The 20,877-nt window shown below is 70.5% G+C and carries 19 protein-coding genes and 1 riboswitch; of the genes, 10 read left to right on the top strand and 9 right to left on the bottom strand.

What is annotated here, in order from left to right; genetic code table 11:
* Positions 1–87: 87 nt before the first annotated feature.
* Both murQ and AB0N16_RS23435 read left to right on the top strand, forming a co-directional pair.
* Complete coding sequence (murQ, locus tag AB0N16_RS23440; protein ID WP_365799642.1) at positions 88–1,017, top strand: N-acetylmuramic acid 6-phosphate etherase; 930 nt, start codon at positions 88–90, stop codon at positions 1,015–1,017.
* Between the two features lie 16 nt (positions 1,018–1,033).
* Positions 1,034–2,587, top strand: a complete 1,554-nt coding sequence (locus AB0N16_RS23435) for a PTS transporter subunit EIIC (protein WP_365799640.1) — start codon at positions 1,034–1,036, stop codon at positions 2,585–2,587.
* On the opposite strand, the gene AB0N16_RS23430 is transcribed toward AB0N16_RS23435, so the two are convergent.
* Positions 2,535–4,079 (bottom strand): subtype B tannase, encoded by a 1,545-nt coding sequence (locus AB0N16_RS23430; protein WP_365800003.1) that lies wholly within the window; start codon positions 4,077–4,079, stop codon positions 2,535–2,537. The two genes, AB0N16_RS23435 and AB0N16_RS23430, sit on opposite strands and share 53 nt — an antisense overlap.
* A gap of 238 nt (positions 4,080–4,317) precedes the next feature.
* Here AB0N16_RS23430 and AB0N16_RS23425 point away from each other — a divergent pair, with 238 nt between their 5' ends.
* A complete protein-coding gene (locus AB0N16_RS23425) occupies positions 4,318–4,635 on the top strand; it encodes a trypco2 family protein (RefSeq protein WP_365799638.1) in 318 nt (105 codons plus the stop codon).
* 1 nt (position 4,636) lies between these two features.
* Positions 4,637–7,528 (top strand): trypsin-like peptidase domain-containing protein, encoded by a 2,892-nt coding sequence (locus AB0N16_RS23420; protein WP_365799636.1) that lies wholly within the window; start codon positions 4,637–4,639, stop codon positions 7,526–7,528.
* Between the two features lie 6 nt (positions 7,529–7,534).
* Here the strand turns inward: AB0N16_RS23420 and AB0N16_RS23415 are convergent, their stop codons facing one another.
* Entirely contained in the window at positions 7,535–7,927 is a 393-nt protein-coding gene (locus tag AB0N16_RS23415) for a hypothetical protein (RefSeq protein WP_365799634.1), read from the bottom strand.
* 113 nt (positions 7,928–8,040) lie between these two features.
* Between AB0N16_RS23415 and AB0N16_RS23410 the strand changes: the two genes are divergently transcribed.
* From AB0N16_RS23410 to AB0N16_RS23395, 4 genes are all read left to right on the top strand, one after another.
* On the top strand, positions 8,041–8,880 hold the full coding sequence (locus AB0N16_RS23410; protein WP_365799632.1) for a helix-turn-helix transcriptional regulator: 840 nt from the start codon (positions 8,041–8,043) through the stop codon (positions 8,878–8,880).
* Entirely contained in the window at positions 8,864–9,067 is a 204-nt protein-coding gene (locus AB0N16_RS23405) for a DUF397 domain-containing protein (RefSeq protein WP_365799630.1), read from the top strand. Before AB0N16_RS23410 ends, AB0N16_RS23405 begins: the two co-directional genes overlap by 17 nt.
* A 145-nt stretch (positions 9,068–9,212) precedes the next feature.
* Positions 9,213–9,674: a cupin domain-containing protein gene (locus tag AB0N16_RS23400; protein WP_365800001.1), complete on the top strand. Its 462-nt coding sequence runs from the start codon at positions 9,213–9,215 to the stop codon at positions 9,672–9,674.
* A 45-nt stretch (positions 9,675–9,719) separates the two neighbouring features.
* Complete coding sequence (locus tag AB0N16_RS23395) at positions 9,720–10,298, top strand: hypothetical protein (protein ID WP_365799628.1); 579 nt, start codon at positions 9,720–9,722, stop codon at positions 10,296–10,298.
* Positions 10,299–10,327: 29 nt separating this feature from the next.
* Here AB0N16_RS23395 and AB0N16_RS23390 read toward each other — a convergent pair whose 3' ends face one another.
* The 7 genes from AB0N16_RS23390 to thrC all read right to left on the bottom strand — a co-directional run bounded on the left by AB0N16_RS23390 (position 10,328) and on the right by thrC (position 18,025).
* Complete coding sequence (locus AB0N16_RS23390; RefSeq protein ID WP_365799626.1) at positions 10,328–11,881, bottom strand: carboxylesterase family protein; 1,554 nt, start codon at positions 11,879–11,881, stop codon at positions 10,328–10,330.
* An 88-nt stretch (positions 11,882–11,969) separates the two neighbouring features.
* A complete protein-coding gene (locus AB0N16_RS23385; protein WP_365799624.1) occupies positions 11,970–12,260 on the bottom strand; it encodes a hypothetical protein in 291 nt (96 codons plus the stop codon).
* Positions 12,261–12,369: 109 nt separating this feature from the next.
* Positions 12,370–13,497, bottom strand: coding sequence for an NADH:flavin oxidoreductase (locus tag AB0N16_RS23380; protein WP_365799622.1), 1,128 nt, complete (start codon positions 13,495–13,497; stop codon positions 12,370–12,372).
* A 235-nt stretch (positions 13,498–13,732) separates the two neighbouring features.
* Complete coding sequence (groL, locus tag AB0N16_RS23375) at positions 13,733–15,355, bottom strand: chaperonin GroEL (protein WP_365799620.1); 1,623 nt, start codon at positions 15,353–15,355, stop codon at positions 13,733–13,735.
* Between the two features lie 394 nt (positions 15,356–15,749).
* The gene (locus AB0N16_RS23370) at positions 15,750–15,956 is read right to left on the bottom strand and encodes a cold-shock protein (protein WP_019057200.1); all 207 of its coding nucleotides are present in this window, start codon (positions 15,954–15,956) and stop codon (positions 15,750–15,752) included.
* Positions 15,957–16,416: 460 nt separating this feature from the next.
* Positions 16,417–16,692: a MoaD/ThiS family protein gene (locus AB0N16_RS23365; RefSeq protein ID WP_351737079.1), complete on the bottom strand. Its 276-nt coding sequence runs from the start codon at positions 16,690–16,692 to the stop codon at positions 16,417–16,419.
* Positions 16,693–16,738: 46 nt separating this feature from the next.
* Positions 16,739–18,025, bottom strand: coding sequence for a threonine synthase (gene thrC / locus AB0N16_RS23360; protein WP_365799618.1), 1,287 nt, complete (start codon positions 18,023–18,025; stop codon positions 16,739–16,741).
* A gap of 18 nt (positions 18,026–18,043) precedes the next feature.
* Positions 18,044–18,206, bottom strand: a riboswitch (SAM riboswitch).
* A gap of 157 nt (positions 18,207–18,363) precedes the next feature.
* Here thrC and AB0N16_RS23355 point away from each other — a divergent pair.
* On the top strand, positions 18,364–19,308 hold the full coding sequence (locus AB0N16_RS23355) for a glucosyl-3-phosphoglycerate synthase (protein WP_365799616.1): 945 nt from the start codon (positions 18,364–18,366) through the stop codon (positions 19,306–19,308).
* Between the two features lie 82 nt (positions 19,309–19,390).
* Positions 19,391–20,815, top strand: coding sequence for a trehalose-6-phosphate synthase (locus tag AB0N16_RS23350; protein ID WP_365799614.1), 1,425 nt, complete (start codon positions 19,391–19,393; stop codon positions 20,813–20,815).
* The last annotated feature ends 62 nt before the right edge of the window (positions 20,816–20,877 follow it).

The raw sequence follows: 20,877 nt of genomic DNA, 5'->3' as shown, positions 1-20,877 counted from the left end.
GCGCCCACGCGGCGGAGCCGCACATCGGTACAGCACCGCGCCCCTGGGTTGATGCACTCGTCCGCGCTGAAAAGGGCCGTTTCCGACATGACCACCGAACACCACACGCTGCGCACCGAACTCGAAACGCTCACCACCGAGGCCTTTCGGCCGGAGCTCTCCGAGATCGACACCCTTTCCACCCTCGACATCGCGCGGCTCATGAACGGCGAGGACGCCGGGGTGGCCGCCGCCGTGGCGCTGCGGCTACCGGAGATCTCCGGGGCCATCGATGCCGTCGCCGCCCGGATGGCCCAGGGCGGGCGGCTCGTCTACGCCGGTGCCGGTACCGCCGGGCGGCTGGGGGTGCTCGACGCCTCCGAGTGCCCGCCCACCTTCAACACCGCTCCGGGTCAGGTCGTCGGTGTCATCGCGGGCGGGCCGGAGGCCGTGGTCACGTCCGTGGAAGGCGCGGAGGACTCGGCGGAGCTGGCCCGGAAGGACCTCGACGCCCTCGGGGTCACCGCCATCGACTCCGTCGTCGGTGTCTCGGCTTCCGGCCGCACCCCGTACGCCGTCGGCGCCGTCGAGCACGCCCGCGCCCTCGGCGCGCTCACCGTCGGTCTTTCCTGCAACGCGGGCAGCGCGCTCGCGGCCGCCGCCGAGCACGGCATCGAGGTGGTCGTCGGCCCCGAGTTGCTCACCGGCTCCACCCGCCTGAAGGCCGGCACCGCCCAGAAGCTCGTCCTCAACATGTTGTCGACGATCACGATGATCCGGCTCGGCAAGACCTACGGGAACCTGATGGTCGACGTCCGGGCCTCGAACGAGAAGCTGCGCGCCCGTTCCAGACGGATCGTGGCGCTCGCGACCGGGGCCGGGGACGAGGAGATCGAGCAGGCGCTCACGGCCACCGGCGGCGAGGTGAAGAACGCCATCCTGGTGATCCTGGCCGGTGTCGAGGGGCCCACCGCCGCCCGCCTTCTGGAGGAGTCCGGCGGCCGTCTGCGCGCGGCGCTCGCCACGGCGGCCGACTGACCCGCACGCTCGGGGTGTGCAGAGATCGCCGTACGACACCGCCGCCGCACTGCTGCCCCTCGTCGGCGGCCCCGCGAACATCACCTCCGTCGCCCACTGCATGACCCGGTTGCGACTGGGGCTGAGCGATCCCTCGCTCGTGGAGGGGGAGGCGGTGCGGGCGGTGCCGGGGGTGCTGGGAGTGGTGGCCGCCGGGGACGGCCTCCAGGTGGTGCTCGGGCCGGGGGCGGTGGTGACGGTGACCGCCGAGTTCCAGCGGTTGCTGACGACGGAGAGGGCGGCGCCGGCCGGACAGCCCGCCGCCCAGGGTGCCGGGCTGTTCGCCACCCACGGAGCCGAACAGCCCGGAGCCGGACCCTCCACCACCCCCCACTCAGCCGGGCAGCCCGCCACCGACGGAGCCGAGCAACGCGCTGCACACGGAGCCGAACAGCTCGCCGCGCGCGGAGCCGAGTTGCGTTCCGTTCGTGCGCGGCGGAACGCGACCCCCCTCAAGACCGCCCTGCGCCGCATCGCCGACGTCTTCGTGCCGCTCATCCCGGCCCTGATCGGCTGCGGGGTGCTGGCCGGCCTCAACGGGCTCCTCGTCAACGCCGGCCTGCTGCCCTCCCTCACCCCCGCCGTCGCCGCCATCGCCTCCGGCTTCATGGCCCTGATCAGCGTCTTCGTCGGATACAACACGGCGAAGGTGTTCGGCGGGACACCCGTCCTCGGCGGTGCGGTCGCGGCGATCGTCGTCTATCCGGGCGTCGCGAAGGTGACCGCCTTCGGGGTGGCGCTCGCGCCGGGGCAGGGCGGGGTACTGGGCGCGCTGGCCGCCGCCCTGCTCGCCGTCCACGTCGAGCGGTGGTGCCGAGGCCGCGTCCCCGACGCCCTCGACGTTCTGCTCACCCCCACCGTCACCGTCCTCGTCGCCGGACTGGCCACCCTGTACGGCCTCATGTACGCCGCCGGGGTCGTCTCCTCCGCCATCGGCACCGCCGCCGACTGGCTCCTCGCCACCACCGGCCCCCTCGCCGGACTGATCCTCGGCGGCCTCTTCCTCCCCCTCGTGATGCTGGGCCTCCACCAGGCCCTGATCCCCATCCACACCACCCTCATCCAGCAGCAGGGCTACACCGTCCTGCTCCCCCTCCTGGCCATGGCCGGCGCCGGCCAGGTGGGCGCCGCGCTGGCCGTGTACGTCCGCCTCCGCCACGACACCTCACTCCGTACGACCATCAGGTCCGCCCTCCCGGCCGGTCTGCTGGGTGTCGGCGAACCCCTGATCTACGGCGTCTCCCTCCCCCTCGGTCGCCCCTTCCTCACCGCCTGCGCGGGCGGCGCGGCGGGCGGGGCCTTCGTCGGCTTCTTCGCCGTACTGGGCGACCGTGTCGGGGCCACCGCCATCGGCCCCTCGGGCTGGGCCCTGTTCCCCCTGCTGACGGGGAACAGGGGCCCGGCCCTGGCGGCGGCGGTCTACGCGGGCGGCCTGCTGACCGGCTACGCCGTCGGCTTCCTGGCCACCTACCTGGGTTTCAGCGCCGACGGCTCGCGGGCCGGTGACCCGAGACCTGCGCGATCCACGTGATGAAGTCCCCGGGGTCGTTGTCGGCGCCGTGCCCGGCGTCCCAGTAGTAGGTGATGTCCACGTCGTCGCCGAGGTTCTTCAGCCGGGCGGCGAGGGTGGCGGAGACGGTCAGCGAGGTGTCGCTGTCCTTCGTGCCGAGCCGGATCCACCAGTGCCTGGCCCGGTGCGGGTTCACCTGCTCCACCAGGTGGAACATCGGGTTCATCTGGTGCAGCCGCTCGGGGATGTCGCTGTCGAGCCGGGCGCTCGGACCCTCCGCGTGCCGCAGGCTGTAGAGCGTGAAGTGGCGGGCGGCGGTGGTGCCGGTGCCGAACTCGTTGCACTCGGGCGTCGACAGATCGAACGCGTCGAACGACGGCGCGCTCTTCTTCCGGGCGCCGACATGGGTGAGGAAGTCCGCCCAGGAGAAGGTGGCGTTCGTGCCGTCCCAGGCGATGAACGTGTTCGCGGCCAGGTAGGTGGCGCGGTCCGTGTCCGAGAGGGCGGCGAGGTAGCTGGTGGCGGACGGCTCCAGGTGGGTCTTCACCAGGTACTCGTCCAGGTTGCGGTCGGTCAGCCGCCCGAAGCCGGGCGCGCTCAGCCGCAGCGAGGCCAGGTAGTCGGCGAACTCCGCCTTCAGGTCGGCGGAGACGGCCGCGTCCACGGTCGAGCCGTCGGCGAGCGGGTTGCCGCCCCAGCACCACTCGTACGACGCGTCGGCGTGCTCCAGGTCGGTGATCGGGCACCAGTCACCGCTCGCGAAGACCGCGTCGCTCGCCTCGGCCGCGCCCAGCTCGGCCAGCTCCTTCGCGTAGAGCGGGCTGTCGCCGGAGGCACCGAGCAGCGCGGAGAGGGCGCCACCGGCACTCGTACCGGACGAGACGATCCGCTCCACGTTCCCCGGTATCCGCCCCCGGTTGAACTTCACGTACCGCACGGCCGCCTTGAGGTCGACGATGGCCGCGGGCGCGGTGCCGTAGTACACACCGGACGAGTCGACGAGGGTACGACCGCGGGCGCCCGGCTCGACGACGACATACCCGGCGAGCAGCGCCAGCAGCGTCCGGCTCGGCCCGCTGTCCCCGCCGCCGGGCCCGCCGGGTCCGCCCGGCCCGCCCGGTCCCCCGGGGCCGCCCGCGCCCCCACCGGCCCCGATACCGGTCGCACTCGCCACCGAGGAGGGCATGTAACCGCCCACCGAGTTGGCGAACAGGATCGGCGCGTCGGTGGCGTCGACGGCCGTCCCGTCGACCGTCACCGGAACGCTGACGTTGAGCCCCTGGTAGGTGGGGTCCACCGGGTTCGCCACATAACTGGCGACCTTGTAGAAGTGGTACGTCACCTCGTGGGCGGTGCCCTCGGTGTCGGTGATGCTGGTGGTCAGCTCGGTGTAGGTGCTGGGGTCGAAGACCAGGGAGGCGTCCGTGCCCGTACTCCCCGCCCGGCTCGCGGCCTGCGCGACGCCGGAACCGAACCCGACCGCCGGAACCGCGGCGACCGCGGTGAGCCCCATGACCACAGTTCTGCGCTTCACTCGCTTCACTTCCGTCTCTTCTCTGGGCGGCTCGTGCGGGCATGAGTGCAGCAGCGGTTTCTGAAGACTCCCTGTGAAGTCGATGAGTTGCCGCCAGAATTGTCAACAATCCCTGGTCGGAAGGCGGCCGGGGCACGGAAGTTGGCCAGTTTCAGCGGTCCCTGACAGGGTGAGGGCACACTTCCGGGTACGAGGCGTGCATTCAGGGGGAGTTGCCATGGCGACGATCGGGTTGGCGGCAGCCATCGAGGAGTTGCGGCAGGAGCTGTACGAGGCCCAGGACCGAGGCACGCACGAACAGTTCGCCTTCGAGATCCAGGAAGCCCAGCTGGAGTTGCTGCTGGAACTGCGCGACGACGTCAAGGGCGAAGGGAGACTCCAGTTCGGGGTGGCCACGGCCGGCGCGGGCGCCGGACACTCGTCGGCCCGGTCGCACAAGCTGACGTTGAAGCTCCGGGTCAGGGACCGGGCGACGGGTGGCGGCAGCCCCGAGATCGCCGGGTCGCGGTCCGGCTCATGGGACGACGAGGGCTGAGGTGGACCGCCGACGCCTCACCCTGGTCAGGGCCGGAGCGGACGCCGGGTTCCGGCGCATCGGCAGCGGGTACCTGATCGCACCGCGCCTGGTACTGACCGCCCGGCACGTCGTCGAGGAGCACCCGGGAGCCGCCTGGCCGCGCATCGACGTACGCGTGGGACACCCCCAGGACGACACACGGCGCTGCACGGCACATGTCTGCTGGACCCACTCCGACGGTCGCGATGTCGCCCTGCTCCTGCTCGACGAGTCCGTCGAGGCACCGGGCGCGGTGCGCTGGGGCCACCCGGTAGGCAACGACCCCCTCCCCTACGACGCGCTCGGCTTCCCGGCCGCGACGACGAGCGACGGACAGTACGGCGTCGAGCACCTGCGGGGAGAGCTGCCCGTGCTGGGCGGGGGCAGCGGCGACCAGGACCGGTACGTCCTCGACCAGGGCCCCGCACCGGAAGCGGATTCCAGGAGCGGCGGCCGGGCCTGGGCCGGCGCCTCCGGCAGCGCGGTCTTCTGCCGGGACCATCTCGTCGGGGTCGTCATCCACGACGACGAGGCGTTCCGGAACCGCCGGCTGCACGCGTGTCCGGCCCGGTCGTTCGTGGACGACCCCGGTTTCGCCGACGTGCTGGAGCGCCACGGCGACGGCCGTCCCCGGCTGAGCCAGGTCGGCACGGATCTGGAACGCTATCTGCGTGCCGCCCGGCTCGCCGCCACCGAGCACCCGTACCCCGGGGTCGTGCCAGGCACCATGCCGCCGCTGTCCCACATCTACGTGCGCCAGCAGGTCGTGAGCCGGAACTCGCCCGCCGAGGAGAGCGCCGGGAACGCCGGACTCATGGCGAGCGGGCTGCTCCCCGCCTCCCCGCCCCAGCCGGCCGACGAGGTCCTGACCGGGGACGGGGCCTGTCTGGTCGTCGGAGGACCGGGCGGCGGCAAGTCCAGCCTGCTGCGCACCCGCCTCACCCACGGCGCCACCCGGTGGCTCGACGGCACCGCCGACCCGGGCCCCGCGCCGGTCCTGGTGCCGGCCGCCGCCCTGGTCGGCGCTCCCCTCAGCAGAGCCCTCGCCGGCACCGTCAACGCCCAACTCCACCGGTACGGCCTCACGTCCCCCTTGCCCGACACCTTCTTCGAAGACCGTCCGGCCCCGGGGCACGGCTGGCTGGTGCTGGTCGACGGCCTCGACGAGATCACGAGCGTCTCCGGCCGGGAGGACGTCCTCAGGACCGTGGCCCACGCCGGCGACCAGTACGCGTTCGTCGTGGCCACCCGCCCCGTGCGCGAGGCCGAACAGGGCATCCTCGACCCGCAGGTCCCGCGCTACGAACTGGAACCGTTCCGCACCGACGAGCTGGAACACGTCGCGACCGGCTGGTTCCGCGCCCTCGATGTCACCGAACCCGAGCAGACCGCACAGAAGTTCCTCCGCACGCTCCACGCGATGGGGCTGATCGATCTCGCCCGGGTCCCGCTCACCATGTCCATGCTCTGCCAGCTCCACGCCAACGCCCCGACAGAGCCGCTCCCTCGCGGGCGGGGCGCGATCTACCGCGGCTTCGTGGATCTGCTGCGCGAGCGCCAGTACGCCGCCGGCGCCGTGGAACAGGCCCGGGCCGCCCTGCGACAGTACGGCTCCGACGCCGAGGCCGGGGCGGAACGGACCGTCCAGAACCTCCGGCCGATCCTCGCCGACCTGGCCCACCGGCTGCTCTTCGCCGTCGAACACGAAGGCCGGCCCGCCCTCGACGCCGTGCAGGATCACGAGTGCGCGGAACGGCCGGCGGCGGTGCCGGAAAGGCGCTGGCGGGAGTTCCTGGAGTCGGTCCTGTGCGGCACCGGACTGCTGACCCGGCGCTCGGACGACCTGGTCTTCACCCACCAGACCTTCCTGGAGTACTTCGCCGCCCGCCATGCCGTCGGCGACGAGAAGAGACTCCGGGTCGTCTTCCGGGAGACGTTCCTGCGTTCGGCCCGGCCACGGCGGCCGTTCGGCAAACGCTGGGCACCGCCCGACCACGACCCGTTCGGCGGTTTCCTCCTGGACATCACGCCGGACGACCACCCGCTCAAGACCGAGTTCCTGACCCTGATCACCTCGGGTCGTGCGGGCCTCGCAGGCCACGAGTTCCTGGTCAAGCAGGCCCGTTCGGGAACTTCACTGCCCGAGGGCGTGATCAAGGACTCGGTGAAGCTGATCGGCGGGCTCAGCCGCGACCGGTCGCTGGACGGATTCGCGCGCTTGCGCTTGATCGCGGTGGTGAGCAACATCGACACGACGCTCGAAACCGAAGCCCTCCGGGAACTCGCCGCGGACCCCACTGCGGACAACTACGCCCGCACGGTCGCGGCCATCACGCTCGGCGGACTTGCACCGGGGGAACCCACCCGATTCCTCGGCGATCTCGCCGAGGACGCGCCAGGCGGCGCCACGCCGCCCAGCAGGTTGGGAGCGGCACTGGCTCTGACCGAACTCGATATGGCAGCCGGCCTCCGGCAACTGCACGAACTCGCCCGCGACTCCGGTGTGCTGCTTCCGGAACGGATGCGGGCGGCGATCGTGCTGCGGATGCTCGACGGGCAGTCCGGCCAGGCGGAACTACTGCGCGCCCTCGCCGACGACACCACCTTGCCCGTCGGCCATCGCATCACCGTGGGATGGCTGCTGCACGACGCCGACCACGACACGGCCACCGCACTGCACGAGAAGATCGCCCGGGACCCCGCGACGCAGGCCGCCCAGCGCGTGGAGGCCGCACGGTCACTCTCGGGAATCGATCCGCGGCGAGCGCGGACGGTCCTCGGCGAACTCGTCGACGACACCACCCTCGGACGCAGACACCGTCGGCAGGCCGCGGAGCTGCTCTCCAGGACTCGCGACTCGAAGCCGGACTAACCGCCTTCAACGGTGCGTCCTCCGCGCCTTGTTGGCCCACCGAACCTGTTCCCGCAGCACCTCGTCCGGCGGCGTGAGCTCCAGCGACTCCGCCGGACAGTCCCACTCCCGCCCGCCGGCCACGGGCCGCAGCTGCACCTTGCCCCCGACGTGCCCCATGACCTCGCCGATCCGACCGTCCCGTACGTCCGTCACGCACGTCCCGACGGGCGGCCGTTCGCCGCGCACCACCGAGGCCAGCCGCTCCGCCACCCGGACGTTGCAACGCCCCAGCTCGACCAGGGCGAAGGGCTCGTCACTCGCACCGGTCACCGGATCGACGCACAACGACGGCAGCACGACCCCGGCCCCCTTCAGTGCCATCCGCAACGACTCCACGACTTCTTCGGTCGGCCGCACCTTTTCCACCTCCACGCTGAGTTCACTGTTCGCAACACAGCGTGTCGGTCATCGCTCTAACCTGGCTAGATACGACATCCCAACAACCTCGTCCGTGGAACAGGGAGTTGCCCATGGCGGCACCGAAGGACCTGGACCCGTCGTCCTCGCCACGAGCGCTCCTGGGGGCCGAGTTACGCCATGCGCGCGAGAAGGCCGGCCTCAGCCAGACGGAGCTGGGGCAACGGCTCTTCGTGAGCGGGTCGTTCATCGGGCAGTTGGAGGCGGGGACGCGGCGGATGCTGCCCGATATCGCGCGGATGCTGGACGAAGTCCTGGGAACGGACGGCTTCTTCGCCCGGAACTGCAGGGCGGCGGCAAAGTCGAGATATCAAGACCACTTCGCAGAGGCGGCCGAGTCGGAGACCCAGGCGACGGCCATCAGGCAGTACGCACCACTTCTGATCCCCGGTCTGCTGCAGACTTCCGCCTACGCACGAGCGGTGAACCGCGCGTACGACCCGACCACGCCGGAGGAGACCATCGAGGAGTGGGTGGACAACCGGATGGCACGGGTCCGCCTGCTCGACGATCCGACAAAGCCGTTGTTGTGGGTGGTACTCGACGAGGCGGCGCTGCACCGGGGGGCAGGTGGCCGAGCGGTGATGGCGGAGGCCCTGAGCCACATCGCCGGTCTCGTCCGCCGGGGCCGGGTCATCGCGCAGGTGCTGCCGCTCAGCGCAGGTGCGCACACCGCGATGGAAGGCGCGCTGAAGTTGATGGACTTCGAGGACGCTCCTCCGCTGGCCTACTTGGAAGGAGTCCGCACCGGACGTCTGGAGGACGACCCGGCCACCGTCACCCAACTGAGGTTCGTGTTTGACCTCCTCGTCGCCACCGCGCTCTCGCAGGAGAAGTCCCTAGCCCTGATGGATGCGTTGGCGCAGGATTACGCTCATGAGGAACATCCCTGACCACGAGCTGAGCACGGCCGTATGGATCAAGTCGAGCTACAGCGGCAACGCCGACAACTGCCTGGAAGTAGCTGAGCGCCACGCGCCCCTCATCCCCGTCCGAGACTCCAAAACCGCCCCCCACGGCCCGACAGTCGCGTTCCGGCCGGAGGCCTGGTCCGCCTTCGTGGACGGCGTCAAGCAGTAACCCCGTGGTCGTGGCCCTGCGGACCGCCGGTGGTACTGCTGGTCCCACCCCCGCATCTGGCGGCGCCCGGTTCCGGAGGAGGATCATCGGGGCGGGATGGTCACCCCACACCGGCCACCCACACCGAAGGGACCTCGCCGTGAGCATGATGTATCTCGCCCAGCCCGACCAGCAGCAGAAACTCGAATGGCTCGACGGCGGACAGTTCGCCGTCCTCCTGGACAGCGCGGCCACCGACGGGCAGCTGACCGTGGGACGGTTCAGCGTCACCAAGGGGGAGGCGCCGCCGTACCACATGCACACCCGCGAGGACGAGGTCTTCATGCTGATCAAGGGCACCGCGCTGGTGTGGTCGGACGACCAGGAGCTGGAGCTGTCGGAGGGCGGGATCGTCTACCTGCCCAAGAACGTCCCGCACGGCTACCGGATCACCTCCGACACCGCCGACCTGCTGATGATCTGCACTCCGGGCGGCATCGAGGGCATGTTCCGGCACGCGGGGCGCGACATGTCGACCCCCCGGCCGGAGGGGTTCGAGATATCCAAGGACCTGATGGCCGAGGCCGCCGACAAGTACGGCCAGATCATCGTCGGCCCGCCGCGCTGAACCGCGCTCGGTGTGTTGTCAGCGCCGTGTGCCACGCTGGAACGTATGAACCACTCCCAGCTCACCGCCCTGGGTCGTGCCCTTCGTCTGCTCGGCGAGCACGGGGAGGCCCTGACCGGCAGTACGCCCGACGCCAAGCTGCACGAGGTCAAGGACGACCTGCGGCGCGCTCTCGACCTGCTGGAGGAGAGCGTCAGCGCGGCCGCGCCCACCACCCGGTGTGCCGAGCACCCGCAGGGGCCCGTGGACCAGAGCGCCCCGGATCTGTGTCTGCTGTGCGAGACGCGGCGGCGGGCCGCCCGGCGGTCGGAGTTCGCGGGCGGCCCCCGGCCGGTGCAGGGCGAGGCGGCCGCGGGGCCCTCGATGTCCCGGTACGGGGTGCGCGCCGACCGGCCGCAGGCCCAGCAGCGGTGGCTGCCGGAGGCGTGGAACGGCCGGGAGTGGGAGCTGTGCGGCACCCCCCGCCGCGACCGGCGCGAGGCCGAGCTCTACCTCAACGCCCAGCGCCGCGGGTCCCGGCCGGCCATGGCCTACCGGCTCGTCCACGAGTTCACCGACTACGAGGTGCTCCGGGTCTGGGGCACCCCGGTCCACATGGACATCGAGCCCCTCGGCAACCTCTGAACCGACCTCCGACCCCAGCCCCGTCCGGGTCAGCCGAGCAGCGGGGAGGGCGTGAACTCGTGGCCCTCCCAGAGCTTTCGGCTGCGCTCCTCCGGGTACGGCGTCACCGCCGGTGTCGTGTCCAGCACCTGGGTGAGGCGGTCCTGGACGTCGAACTCCGCCCAGCCCGGGTCGCCCGTCCTCGCGAACGCCGTCCATGCCGCGCGGAAGCGGCTGGAGAGGGCCCTGGCCTCGGGGGTGACGTCCGTGCCCGCGAAGAGCAGGTTGGCGAGGTCCGCCTCGAACGTGCCGAACAGCAGCGGGATGTCCAGGCCGTGGCAGGCGCCCAGCAGCCCGCCGTTGCCCGGGGCGCCCCAGGTCAGTTCGTACAGGTGGGCCCGGCCGCCGCCCGCGGTCTGCGCCTCGGCCAGGCGCAGTGACGGTATCCCGAAGAGCCAGTCGGTCTGCACCCGTTCGTACAGCTCGTCCGGCGATGCCTGGGGGAAGGCCTCGCGGTAGGCCTGCACCCCCGCCTCGCCGCCCGGTGCGAACAGCCGCAGGGCGCCGGTCGCCTGCTCCTCCGTGATCTTGCCGTACATCCCGCCCATCACCAGGAAGAGGCGGTACTCGTCGCGGTTGTGACCCACGAGGAGGTCCACCTCCCGGGCGGAACCGGAGGCCAGCGCCTGCCAGGGGGTGGTGGGCAGCACCTCGCCGTCGACCACCGGGGAGAACGGTGTCATCGTCGGCGCGATCTGCCCCCAACGGCCCATGTACTGAGGCATCTTGGCGCCCAGCGACTGACCCACCTCCGTCAGCCGGCGCGGGTCGGTCGTCGCCAGGTCGGCCAGCGTGGGGTGCAGGCCGATCTCCGCCGCGAGGGCCTGTGCGAGGTCCGCGGCCAGTTCGGTGGAGAAGAACGTGCCCGGCACGCTCTGGGCGATCGCCCGCCGGAACAGGCCCCGCGCGCTGGGCATCGCCAGCAGCGCGGCCACCGACCCGCCGCCCGCCGACTCCCCGAAGACCGTGACCTGGTCGGGGTCGCCGCCGAAGGCCGCGATGTTCTCCCGCACCCACTCCAGTGCCGCCACCTGGTCCAGCAGGCCCCGGTTGGCGGGTGCCCCCTCGATCTGGACGAAACCCTCCATGCCGACGCGGTAGTTGAGGGAGACCACGACCACGTCGCCGTCACGTGCGATGCGCTGGGCGTCGTAACCGGGGCTGCCGGAGTGGCCCAGCTTGTAGGCGCCGCCGTAGATCCACACCATCACCGGGCGGCGGGCCGCCGGGTCCGGGTCGGGTGTCCAGACGTTCACCGTCAGCCAGTCGTCGCCCTCGGGTGCCTCCAGGACACCCGTGCGCCCCTGGATGCCGAGGTCCTGCGGGGGCGGTGGGCCGAAGGCGTACGCCTCGCGCGTCCCGTCCCACGCGCGGGCCGGGCGGGGTGCCGCGAACCTCGCCTCCCCCACCGGGGGGTCGGCGAACGGTATGCCCCTGAAGACCGCCAGCCCGTCCTCCCGCAACCCGCGCACGGCACCCGCCGCGGTGCGTACGACCGGTCCCTCGGCGGCGTGGGTCGGCTCCGCAGACTGACTTGTCGTCATGCTCGCTCGCTTTCGGTGGGGACGCTGCCGTCAACACGGCCGGTCACTCAGGGAACGTCCGGCACTTCGCGCAAGTGCCGAACACCCGTCACCCGTATGGATGAACCCGTCCGCCGTGCTGGGCGACGAACGCCCTGGCCTGCACCTCGTCGATCTCGTACACATTCTCATGGGCCCGCGGATCGCGCGCATGGAAGGTGTGGCACAACGGACCGGCCGGGCCGCCCAGCTCCACCAGCGACGCCGACGCCCCGCGCACCGCCCGCTCACCCGGCGCCACGGTCGGGACGATCCGGTTGACGACCCCCGGCGTCACCCACACCGGCACCGACTCCAGCAGACCGAAGAGCTGCAGGTGGTAGTGCCCGTTGAGGATCATCCGTCCCGGCCGGTCGCCGGCCGGCCCGAGGGCGAACGGGGTGGTTCAAGACTCTCAGCTCAGACTCTCGGGCTCAGACTCTCGGGCTCAGACTCTCGGGCTCAGACTCTCAGCTCAGGCTCCTGAGCGCCGCAGCGTCGTACGACTTCAGCTCCTGCGTGCGGCCGGCCAGCACCTTCGCCGCCCACTCCGGGTCCTGGAGGATGGCACGGCCGACGGCGACCATGTCGTACTCCTCGCGCTCCAGGCTGTCGAGGAGGTCCTCGATGCCCCGGACCGGGGAGCCCTCGCCCTGGAAGCCCTTGATGAAGTCGCCGTCGAGGCCGACCGAGCCGACGGTGATGGTCGGCCTGCCGGTGAGCTTCTTGGTCCAGCCGGCCAGGTTCAGGTCGGAGTCCTCGAACTCGGGGAGCCAGTAGCGCCGGGTGGAGGCGTGGAAGACGTCGACGCCGGCCGCCGCCAGCGGGGTGAGGACCGCCTCCAGCTCCTCGGGGGTCTCGGCGAGACGGGCGTCGTAGTTGTCCGACTTCCACTGCGAGTAGCGGAAGATCACCGGGAACTCCGGGGAGACCGCCGCGCGTACGGCGGCCACGATCTCGGCCGCGAACTTCGTGCGGGCGACCGGGTCGCCCCCGTAGGCGTCGGTACGGCGGTTGGTGCCCGCCCACAGGAACTGGTCGAGGAGGTAGCCGTGGGCGCCGTGCAGCTCGACGCCGTCGAAGCCGATGCGCTCGGCGGCGGCCGCGGCCTCGGCGAACGCGCGGATGACGTCGTCCAGGTCCTGTCGGGTCATCGCCTTGCCCTCGCCCTCGGTGCCGTCCAGGCGGATGCCGGAGGGGCCGACGGCGGGGGCGTCCGAGAACGGCGGCTGACCCTGCTTGCGCACCATGCCGATGTGCCACAGCTGCGGGACGATCGTGCCGCCGGCCGCGTGCACCCCCTCGGCGACCTTCGCCCAGCCCGCCAGCTGCTCCTCGCCGTGGAACCTCGGGACGCGGCTGCTCTGCCCGGCCGAGTCGTGGCCGACGTACGTGCCCTCGGTGACGATCAGACCGACGCCGGCGGCGGCCCGGCGGGCGTAGTACGAGACCACGTCCTCGCCGGGGACACCGCCCGGGCTGAACTGCCGGGTCATCGGCGCCATCACGATCCGGTTGGGAACCGTGAGCCCGTTCAGGGCGATCGGACGGGAGAGGATCTCGGCCGCGCGGGAGGCGGGGGGCGTGTTGACGGTCACGTGGGGGGCTCCTCGTGGGTAGGTCGTAGACCGAACGGTATGTGCACGCGCATCGAGTGCACAACCGTGCACAACGATCCGCCCCGACGTGCCCATTCCCGGCCCCACCGGAAAGCGGTGTGACCCCGGACACGGGACCACGGCCACCACGGAGGCGAAAACGCCCGAGGGCGGCACCCCCTGTCGAACAGGGGGTGCCGCCCTCGATCAGGACAGGCGATCGACCAGGGGTCGATCAGAAGTCCATGTCACCGCCCGGCATGCCGCCCGGAGCGGCCGCGGCGGCCTTCTCCGGCTTGTCGGCGATGACGGCCTCGGTGGTGAGGAACAGCGCGGCGATGGAGGCGGCGTTCTGCAGGGCAGAGCGCGTCACCTTCGCCGGGTCGATGATGCCCTCGGCGACCAGGTCGACGTACTCACCGGTCGCGGCGTTCAGGCCGTGACCCGGGGTGAGGTTGCGGACCTTCTCCACCACGACGCCGCCCTCGAGGCCGGCGTTGACGGCGATCTGCTTCAGCGGGGCCTCGAGGGCGAGCTTCACGATCGCGGCGCCGGTCGCCTCGTCACCCTCCAGCTCCAGCTTCTCGAAGACCGAGGAGGCCTGGAGCAGGGCCACGCCACCACCGGCGACGATGCCCTCCTCGACGGCCGCCTTCGCGTTGCGAACGGCGTCCTCGATGCGGTGCTTGCGCTCCTTGAGCTCGACCTCGGTCGCGGCACCGGCCTTGATGACGGCGACGCCACCGGCGAGCTTGGCCAGGCGCTCCTGGAGCTTCTCGCGGTCGTAGTCCGAGTCGGACTGCTCGATCTCGGCGCGGATCTGGTTGACCCGGCCGGCGACCTGGTCGGACGAGCCGGCACCGTCGACGATGGTGGTCTCGTCCTTGGTGATGACCACCTTGCGGGCCTTGCCCAGCAGGTCGAGGGTGGTGTTCTCCAGCTTGAGACCGACCTCCTCGGAGATCACCTCGCCACCGGTGAGGATGGCGATGTCGTTCAGCATCGCCTTGCGGCGGTCGCCGAAGCCCGGGGCCTTGACGGCGACGGACTTGAAGGTGCCGCGGATCTTGTTGACGACCAGGGTCGACAGGGCCTCGCCCTCGACGTCCTCGGCGATGATCAGCAGCGGCTTGCCCGACTGCATGACCTTCTCCAGGAGCGGGAGCAGGTCCTTGACGGAGCCGATCTTCGAGTTGGCGATCAGGATGTACGGGTCGTCGAGCGACGCCTCCATACGCTCCATGTCGGTGGCGAAGTACGCCGAGATGTAGCCCTTGTCGAAGCGCATACCCTCGGTGAGCTCCAGCTCCAGACCGAAGGTCTGGGACTCCTCGACGGTGATGACGCCTTCCTTGCCGACCTTGTCCATGGCCTCGGCGATGAGCTCGCCGATCTGGGTGTCGGCGGCGGAGATGGAGGCCGTGGAGGCGATCTGCTCCTTGGTCTCGACGTCCTTCGCCTGCTCGAGGAGGGCACCGGAGACGGCCTCGACGGCCTTCTCGATACCGCGCTTCAGGGCCATCGGGTTGGCGCCGGCGGCGACGTTGCGCAGGCCTTCCTTGACCAGGGCCTGGGCGAGCACGGTCGCGGTGGTCGTACCGTCACCGGCGACGTCGTCCGTCTTCTTGGCGACTTCCTTGACCAGCTCGGCGCCGATCTTCTCGTACGGGTCCTCCAGCTCGATCTCCTTGGCGATGGACACACCATCGTTGGTGATCGTGGGGGCGCCCCACTTCTTCTCGAGGACGACGTTGCGGCCCTTGGGGCCGAGGGTGACCTTGACGGCGTCGGCGAGCTGGTTCATACCGCGCTCAAGGCCGCGCCGCGCCTCCTCGTCGAACGCGATGATCTTGGCCATGTGAAGTGGTCCCTCCAGGACTGGGGGTGAGTCTTCTGGACCGCGCCCGCGCCCGCGACGGACGGCTCGCCGACCCGTGGGTTCCTTGCCCCACCCGGTCTGCGGGCCTCACCGACCCGGTCCATCTTTGTCACTCTCACCTTCAGAGTGCTAACGCCAATGATTAGCACTCGCCCATGCCGAGTGCAAGCGCCTCCGGGAGACTGGGCCGCGCCAGGGCCGCGCGCGGGGCGGCGCACCGGGCCGCGCGCGGGGCGGCGCACCGGGCCGCACCCACGGGGTGCGCCGGCCCGCTCATCCCGGGCATGCCAAAGGGCTCGTAACCCATGACTCCCCATGGGATACGAGCCCTCCGACAATGAAAGAAGAACGACGCTGTCAGTCGGCGCGTGCTTCAGCTGGTCGCGAGCCGGACCATGTCCGCCTGCGGCCCCTTCTGGCCCTGCGAGATCTCGAAATCGACCCGCTGACCTTCCTCCAGGGTGCGGTAGCCGTCCATCTGAATCGCACTGTAGTGGACGAAAACATCCGCACCACCGTCGACCGCGATGAAGCCGTACCCCTTCTCCGCGTTGAACCACTTGACGGTGCCCTGAGCCATGCCTAACTCCCCTATTACTGGCCCTTGCACAGATCCACACTTCGCGGATCCGGGTCAGACCTCACCCCCCACAGGTTTGGGGGCGTGCGCCGGAACGCGTCGACCGCGGCTGAATGTATCTGTCCAACTGCCGTCTGCAACAGGTCAATCGGACGAGAATTCTGGACGGGAAGGGTCCGGAATGTAGCAAGAATTCGGCCGAATTCAGGGCAAGTCGGGCCCCATAAAAGCCGCAAAAGCCGCATATAACCCACACACTTTGGCTACTTCTTGTCGGGTCAGCGGTATCGAATACGGGGCTTCCGACCTGGAGATCGGGGCCGCATTCCCCAACTGTACCGCGCTCAACCACACAGAATTGCCCCCTCCGCTTCTCTCACGGAAGGGGCAATCCAATGAACAGTGAGTGATCGGCGTTACCGAAGGTAATGTTCGGTCATTCGATCAGCCTGTCAGCAGGTCAGCCGCCGGCCACGGCCGGGATGATGGAGACGCCGGCGCCGTCCGGGGTGGCCGTCTCCAGTCCCTGCTCGAACCGCACGTCGTCGTCATTGACGTACACATTCACGAACCGGCGCAGTTTGCCCTCGTCGTCGAGAACGCGGGCGGCGATCCCGGTGTGGTTCTTCTCCAGGTCGGAGATGACCTCGCCGAGGGTGCCGCCTTCGGCGCTGACTTCGGCCTGACCACCGGTGTAGGTGCGCAGGATGGTGGGGATGCGAACGGTGACGCTCACGTTTGAACCTCCGATCGGGGCAACGCCCTGGTTTCTTACAGCTGACTCAGGCGAGCCCGGCCTCGCGGAAAGACTCGAGATTCGGGCGAATGGTCGCCGTGAGCCCGGTGCCCGCCACGGCGTCCAGCGTCTTCAGTCCGTCACCCGTGTTGAGTACGACGATCGACTTCGCCGGATCGATCAGCCCACTCTCGATGAGCTTCCTGGTGACTCCGACCGTCACCCCGCCCGCGGTCTCCGCGAAGATTCCCTCGGTCCGCGCGAGCAGCTTGATCGCGTCGACCACCTGCTCGTCGGTGACGTCCTCCACCGCACCGCCGGTACGGCGCGCGATGTCCAGGACGTACGGCCCGTCGGCCGGGTTGCCGATGGCCAGCGACTTGGCGATGGTGTTCGGCTTCTGCGGTCGCACCACGTCGTGGCCCGCCTTGTAGGCCACCGACACCGGCGAGCATCCCTCGGCCTGCGCGCCGAAGATCTTGTACGGCTTGTCCTCGACGAGCCCGAGCTTGATCAGCTCCTGCAGCCCCTTGTCGATCTTCGTGAGCTGCGAGCCGGAGGCGATCGGGACGACCAGCTGGTCGGGGATCCGCCAGCCGAGCTGCTCGCAGATCTCGTACGCCAGGGTCTTGGAGCCCTCCGCGTAGTACGGCCGCAGGTTGACGTTGACGAAGCCCCAGCCCTCGCCGGCCGAGTCACCGATCAGCTCGGAGCAGAAACGGTTCACGTCGTCGTAGTTGCCCTCGATGCCGACGAGCTCGCCACCGTAGATCGCGGCCATGACGATCTTGCCCTGCTCCAGGTCGTGCGGGATGAACACGCAGGAGCGGAAGCCGGCCCGGGCGGCGGCGGCGCCGACCGCGCCGGCGAGGTTGCCGGTCGAGGAGCAGGAGAGCGTGGTGTAGCCGAAGGCGCGCGCGGCCTCGACGGCCTGGGCGACGACCCGGTCCTTGAAGGAGTGCGTCGGGTTGCCGGAATCGTCCTTGACGTACAGGCCGCCGGTGACGCCCAGCTCCTTCGCCAGGTTGTCGGCCTGGACGAGCTTGGTCCAGCCCGGGTTGATGTTCGGCTTGGTCGCCACGTCCGCGGGGACGGGCAGCAGCGGCGCGTAGCGCCAGATGTTCGCGGGACCCGCTTCGATCCGCTTCCGCAGCTCCTCGGTGTCGTAGGCCGAGAAGTCGTACGCGATTTCGAGCGGGCCGAAACACTCCTCGCAGGCGAACACCGGGCCGAGCGGCACGCGGTGGCCGCACTCGCGGCAGCTCAGGGCAGTGGCGGGACCGAGGTCGACGGTCGTGGAGTCGGTGGTGGTCGCAGCAGTCTGCACAGCCATGTGAGGCGAGGCCCTTTCTCCTCATCTTCCTCACGACGCATCTCGCCGTGAGACGGATTTGGCACCTTCCCTAGCCGGGAGCCTCGCGAGTGATCGACAGTGATCAGCGATCCACGAGTAACCGACTGGAGGGTTGCCGGGGCTTCATCGGGCCGTATCCCTCTGCCCCTCTGGATGAGCGGTATGCGGTTGTCAACGGCCGGTGACCCCAGGACATGCGATGGTCATCGGCGTTGTTCAAGACTGTAACCGAAGGCCAGGACAGTTGAGAGAGTCGTCCGAACCGCGAGATGGATCACACCTCGCAGTGTGACCGTGACAGTGAGGAGCCGCTGACTGTGCTGGAAGAAGTCGAGTGCTGGCTGGCCACCCGCTCCTGGTCCATGAACGATCGCCCGTTGCACCGCATACTCGCCGCCAAGCAGCGCACCGGGCAGTCCGTCTCCGTCGTGCTGCCCGCGCTCAACGAGGAGGCGACCGTCGGCGACATCGTCGCGATCATCCGTCACGACCTCATGCGGCAGGTGCCGCTCGTCGACGAGATCGTGGTCGTCGACTCCGGTTCCACCGACCGTACGGCGGCGGTGGCCGCGGCGGCCGGCGCCCGGGTCGTGCACCGCGACACGATCCTGCCGCGCATCCCCGCCGTCCCCGGCAAGGGCGAAGTGCTCTGGCGCTCCCTCCTCGTCACCACCGGCGACATCGTCTGCTTCGTCGACGCCGACCTGAGGGAGTTCTCCTCCGACTTCGTCACCGGGATCGTCGGCCCGCTGCTGACCGACCCGGACGTGGACCTCGTCAAGGCGATGTACGACCGCCCGCTCGCCGGCTCGGCCGGACAGGGCGGCCGGGTCACCGAACTGATGGCCCGCCCGCTGCTGAACATGCACTGGCCGCAGCTGGCCGGGTTCGTCCAGCCGCTCGGCGGCGAGTACGCGGCCCGCCGCTCGCTCCTCGAACAGCTCCCCTTCCCGGTCGGCTACGGCGTGGAGCTGGGCATGCTGGTCGACGCCCTGCACCTGGTCGGCCTGGACGCCCTCGCCCAGGTCGACGTGGGGGTCCGCAAACACCGCCACCAGGACGGCCAGGCCCTCGGCCGGATGTCCGCCGCGATCTACCGCACCGCGCAGCTTCGGCTGGCCCGCGGGCATCTGATCCGGCCCGCCCTGACCCAGTTCGAACGGGGCGAGGACGGCTTCGAGCCGCGCACCTACTCCGTGGACACCGAGGAACGGCCACCGATGGCGGAGATCGCCGAGTACGCCGAGCGCCGGGTGGCGTGACTTCGTCGTACGGCGGTATACGGCGGCGCGTCGGGCGGAGCCGTACGTTTGAGCGTTTCCGGGCCGGGCTAGGTTGTGGCGTATGGCTTCCACCGGCAGTGCTGAGGTGCTGGTCGCGTCCAATCGCGGCCCGGTTTCGTATGAAGTGGGCGAAGGCGGTGCGCTGCACGCCAAACGGGGCGGCGGCGGCCTGGTCTCGGGGCTGTCGGCCATCGGGCCGGACGCGAACGCGGTGTGGGTGTGCGCGGCCCTGAGCGACGGCGACCGGGAGGCGGTACGGCGGGCCGACGGCGGCCGGCTGCCGGCCGGGGACAGCGGCGGGCAGCAGGTCCGGATGCTCGACATCGACCCGGACGTGTTCTCGGACGCGTACAACGGCATCGCGAACTCGGTGCTCTGGTTCGTCCACCACATGCTCTACCAGACCCCGCTGGAGCCGGTCTTCGACGCGGAGTTCCGGCGGCAGTGGGCGTCGTACCAGGCCTACAACCAGGCGTTCGCGGAGGCGCTGGCGCAGGAGGCGGGCCCCGGTGCGGTGGTCGTCATCCAGGACTACCACCTGGCGCTGGCCCCGCGGATGCTGCGCCGGCTGCGGCCGGATCTCCGTATCGGCCATTTCTCCCACACCCCGTGGGCGCCGCCGGACTACTTCCGGCTGCTCCCCGACGACATCGCGGCGGAACTGCTCGGCGGGATCCTGGGCGCCGATCACGCGGCGTTCCTGACCCGGCGGTGGGCGGACGCGTTCGTGGCCTGCTGTCATGCGGTGCTGGGCCCGGGGATCCCGGCGGCCGGGGAGACCCGGATCGGGGTGCACGGGCTGGGCGCCGACGCGGAGTTCCTGCGGAAGCGGTCGCACCAGCCGGACGTGGACGAACGGATGCGGGCGCTGCGGGAGGAGATCGGCGAGGGCCGCAGGACGATCGTCCGGGTGGACCGGACCGAGCTGTCGAAGAACATCGTGCGGGGGCTGCTGGCGTATCGGCAGCTGCTCGACGACCACCCCGAGTGGCGGGAGCGGGTGGTGCACGTCGCGTTCGCGTATCCGTCACGGCAGGACCTCGCGGTGTACCGCGCCTACACGGCCGAGGTGCAGCGGGTCGCGGACGAGATCAACTCGGCGTACGGGACGGCGGGTTGGACGCCGGTGGTCCTCCACGTCAAGGACGACTTCGCCCGCTCGCTGGCGGCCTACCGGCTGGCCGACGTGGCGTTGGTGAACCCGATCCGGGACGGCATGAACCTGGTCGCCAAGGAGATCCCGGTGGTCTCGGACGAGGGGTGCGTGCTGGTGCTGTCGCGGGAGGCGGGGGCGTACGAGGAGCTGGGCGAGGACGCCATCGTCGTGAACCCGTATGACATCGGAGGGACGGCCCGCGCCCTGCACGAGGCGCTGAGTCTGCCGGGGGCGGAGCGGGCCGAGCGGTGCAAGCGGCTGGCCGCGGCGGCTACGGCGTTGCCGCCGGCGGCCTGGTTTCTTGAGCAGTTGAGGGCGTTGGAGGGGTAGCGCCGTTCGATGTCGGGTGCGGGTCCGGTGGGGGCTGGTCGCGCCCACGCGGCGGAGCCGCA

The organism is Streptomyces sp. NPDC051105 (assembly GCF_040682795.1).
GTDB lineage: Bacteria > Actinomycetota > Actinomycetes > Streptomycetales > Streptomycetaceae > Streptomyces.
Note: the sequence above shows the minus strand (reverse complement) of the source record. Positions and strands in the feature narration are given on the sequence as shown.

Bases quoted from the DNA above. Each gene is read 5' to 3' on its own strand.
- murQ (WP_365799642.1), top strand. From the start codon at position 88: ATGACCACCGAACACCACACGCTGCGCACCGAACTCGAAACGCTCACC.
- AB0N16_RS23430 (WP_365800003.1), bottom strand. From the start codon at position 4,079: ATGGGGCTCACCGCGGTCGCCGCGGTTCCGGCGGTCGGGTTCGGTTCC.
- AB0N16_RS23425 (WP_365799638.1), top strand. From the start codon at position 4,318: ATGGCGACGATCGGGTTGGCGGCAGCCATCGAGGAGTTGCGGCAGGAG.
- AB0N16_RS23410 (WP_365799632.1), top strand. From the start codon at position 8,041: ATGGCGGCACCGAAGGACCTGGACCCGTCGTCCTCGCCACGAGCGCTC.
- AB0N16_RS23405 (WP_365799630.1), top strand. From the start codon at position 8,864: ATGAGGAACATCCCTGACCACGAGCTGAGCACGGCCGTATGGATCAAG.
- AB0N16_RS23400 (WP_365800001.1), top strand. From the start codon at position 9,213: ATGATGTATCTCGCCCAGCCCGACCAGCAGCAGAAACTCGAATGGCTC.
- AB0N16_RS23395 (WP_365799628.1), top strand. From the start codon at position 9,720: ATGAACCACTCCCAGCTCACCGCCCTGGGTCGTGCCCTTCGTCTGCTC.
- AB0N16_RS23390 (WP_365799626.1), bottom strand. From the start codon at position 11,881: ATGACGACAAGTCAGTCTGCGGAGCCGACCCACGCCGCCGAGGGACCG.
- AB0N16_RS23385 (WP_365799624.1), bottom strand. From the start codon at position 12,260: ATGATCCTCAACGGGCACTACCACCTGCAGCTCTTCGGTCTGCTGGAG.
- groL (WP_365799620.1), bottom strand. From the start codon at position 15,355: ATGGCCAAGATCATCGCGTTCGACGAGGAGGCGCGGCGCGGCCTTGAG.
- AB0N16_RS23370 (WP_019057200.1), bottom strand. From the start codon at position 15,956: ATGGCTCAGGGCACCGTCAAGTGGTTCAACGCGGAGAAGGGGTACGGC.
- thrC (WP_365799618.1), bottom strand. From the start codon at position 18,025: ATGGCTGTGCAGACTGCTGCGACCACCACCGACTCCACGACCGTCGAC.
- AB0N16_RS23350 (WP_365799614.1), top strand. From the start codon at position 19,391: ATGGCTTCCACCGGCAGTGCTGAGGTGCTGGTCGCGTCCAATCGCGGC.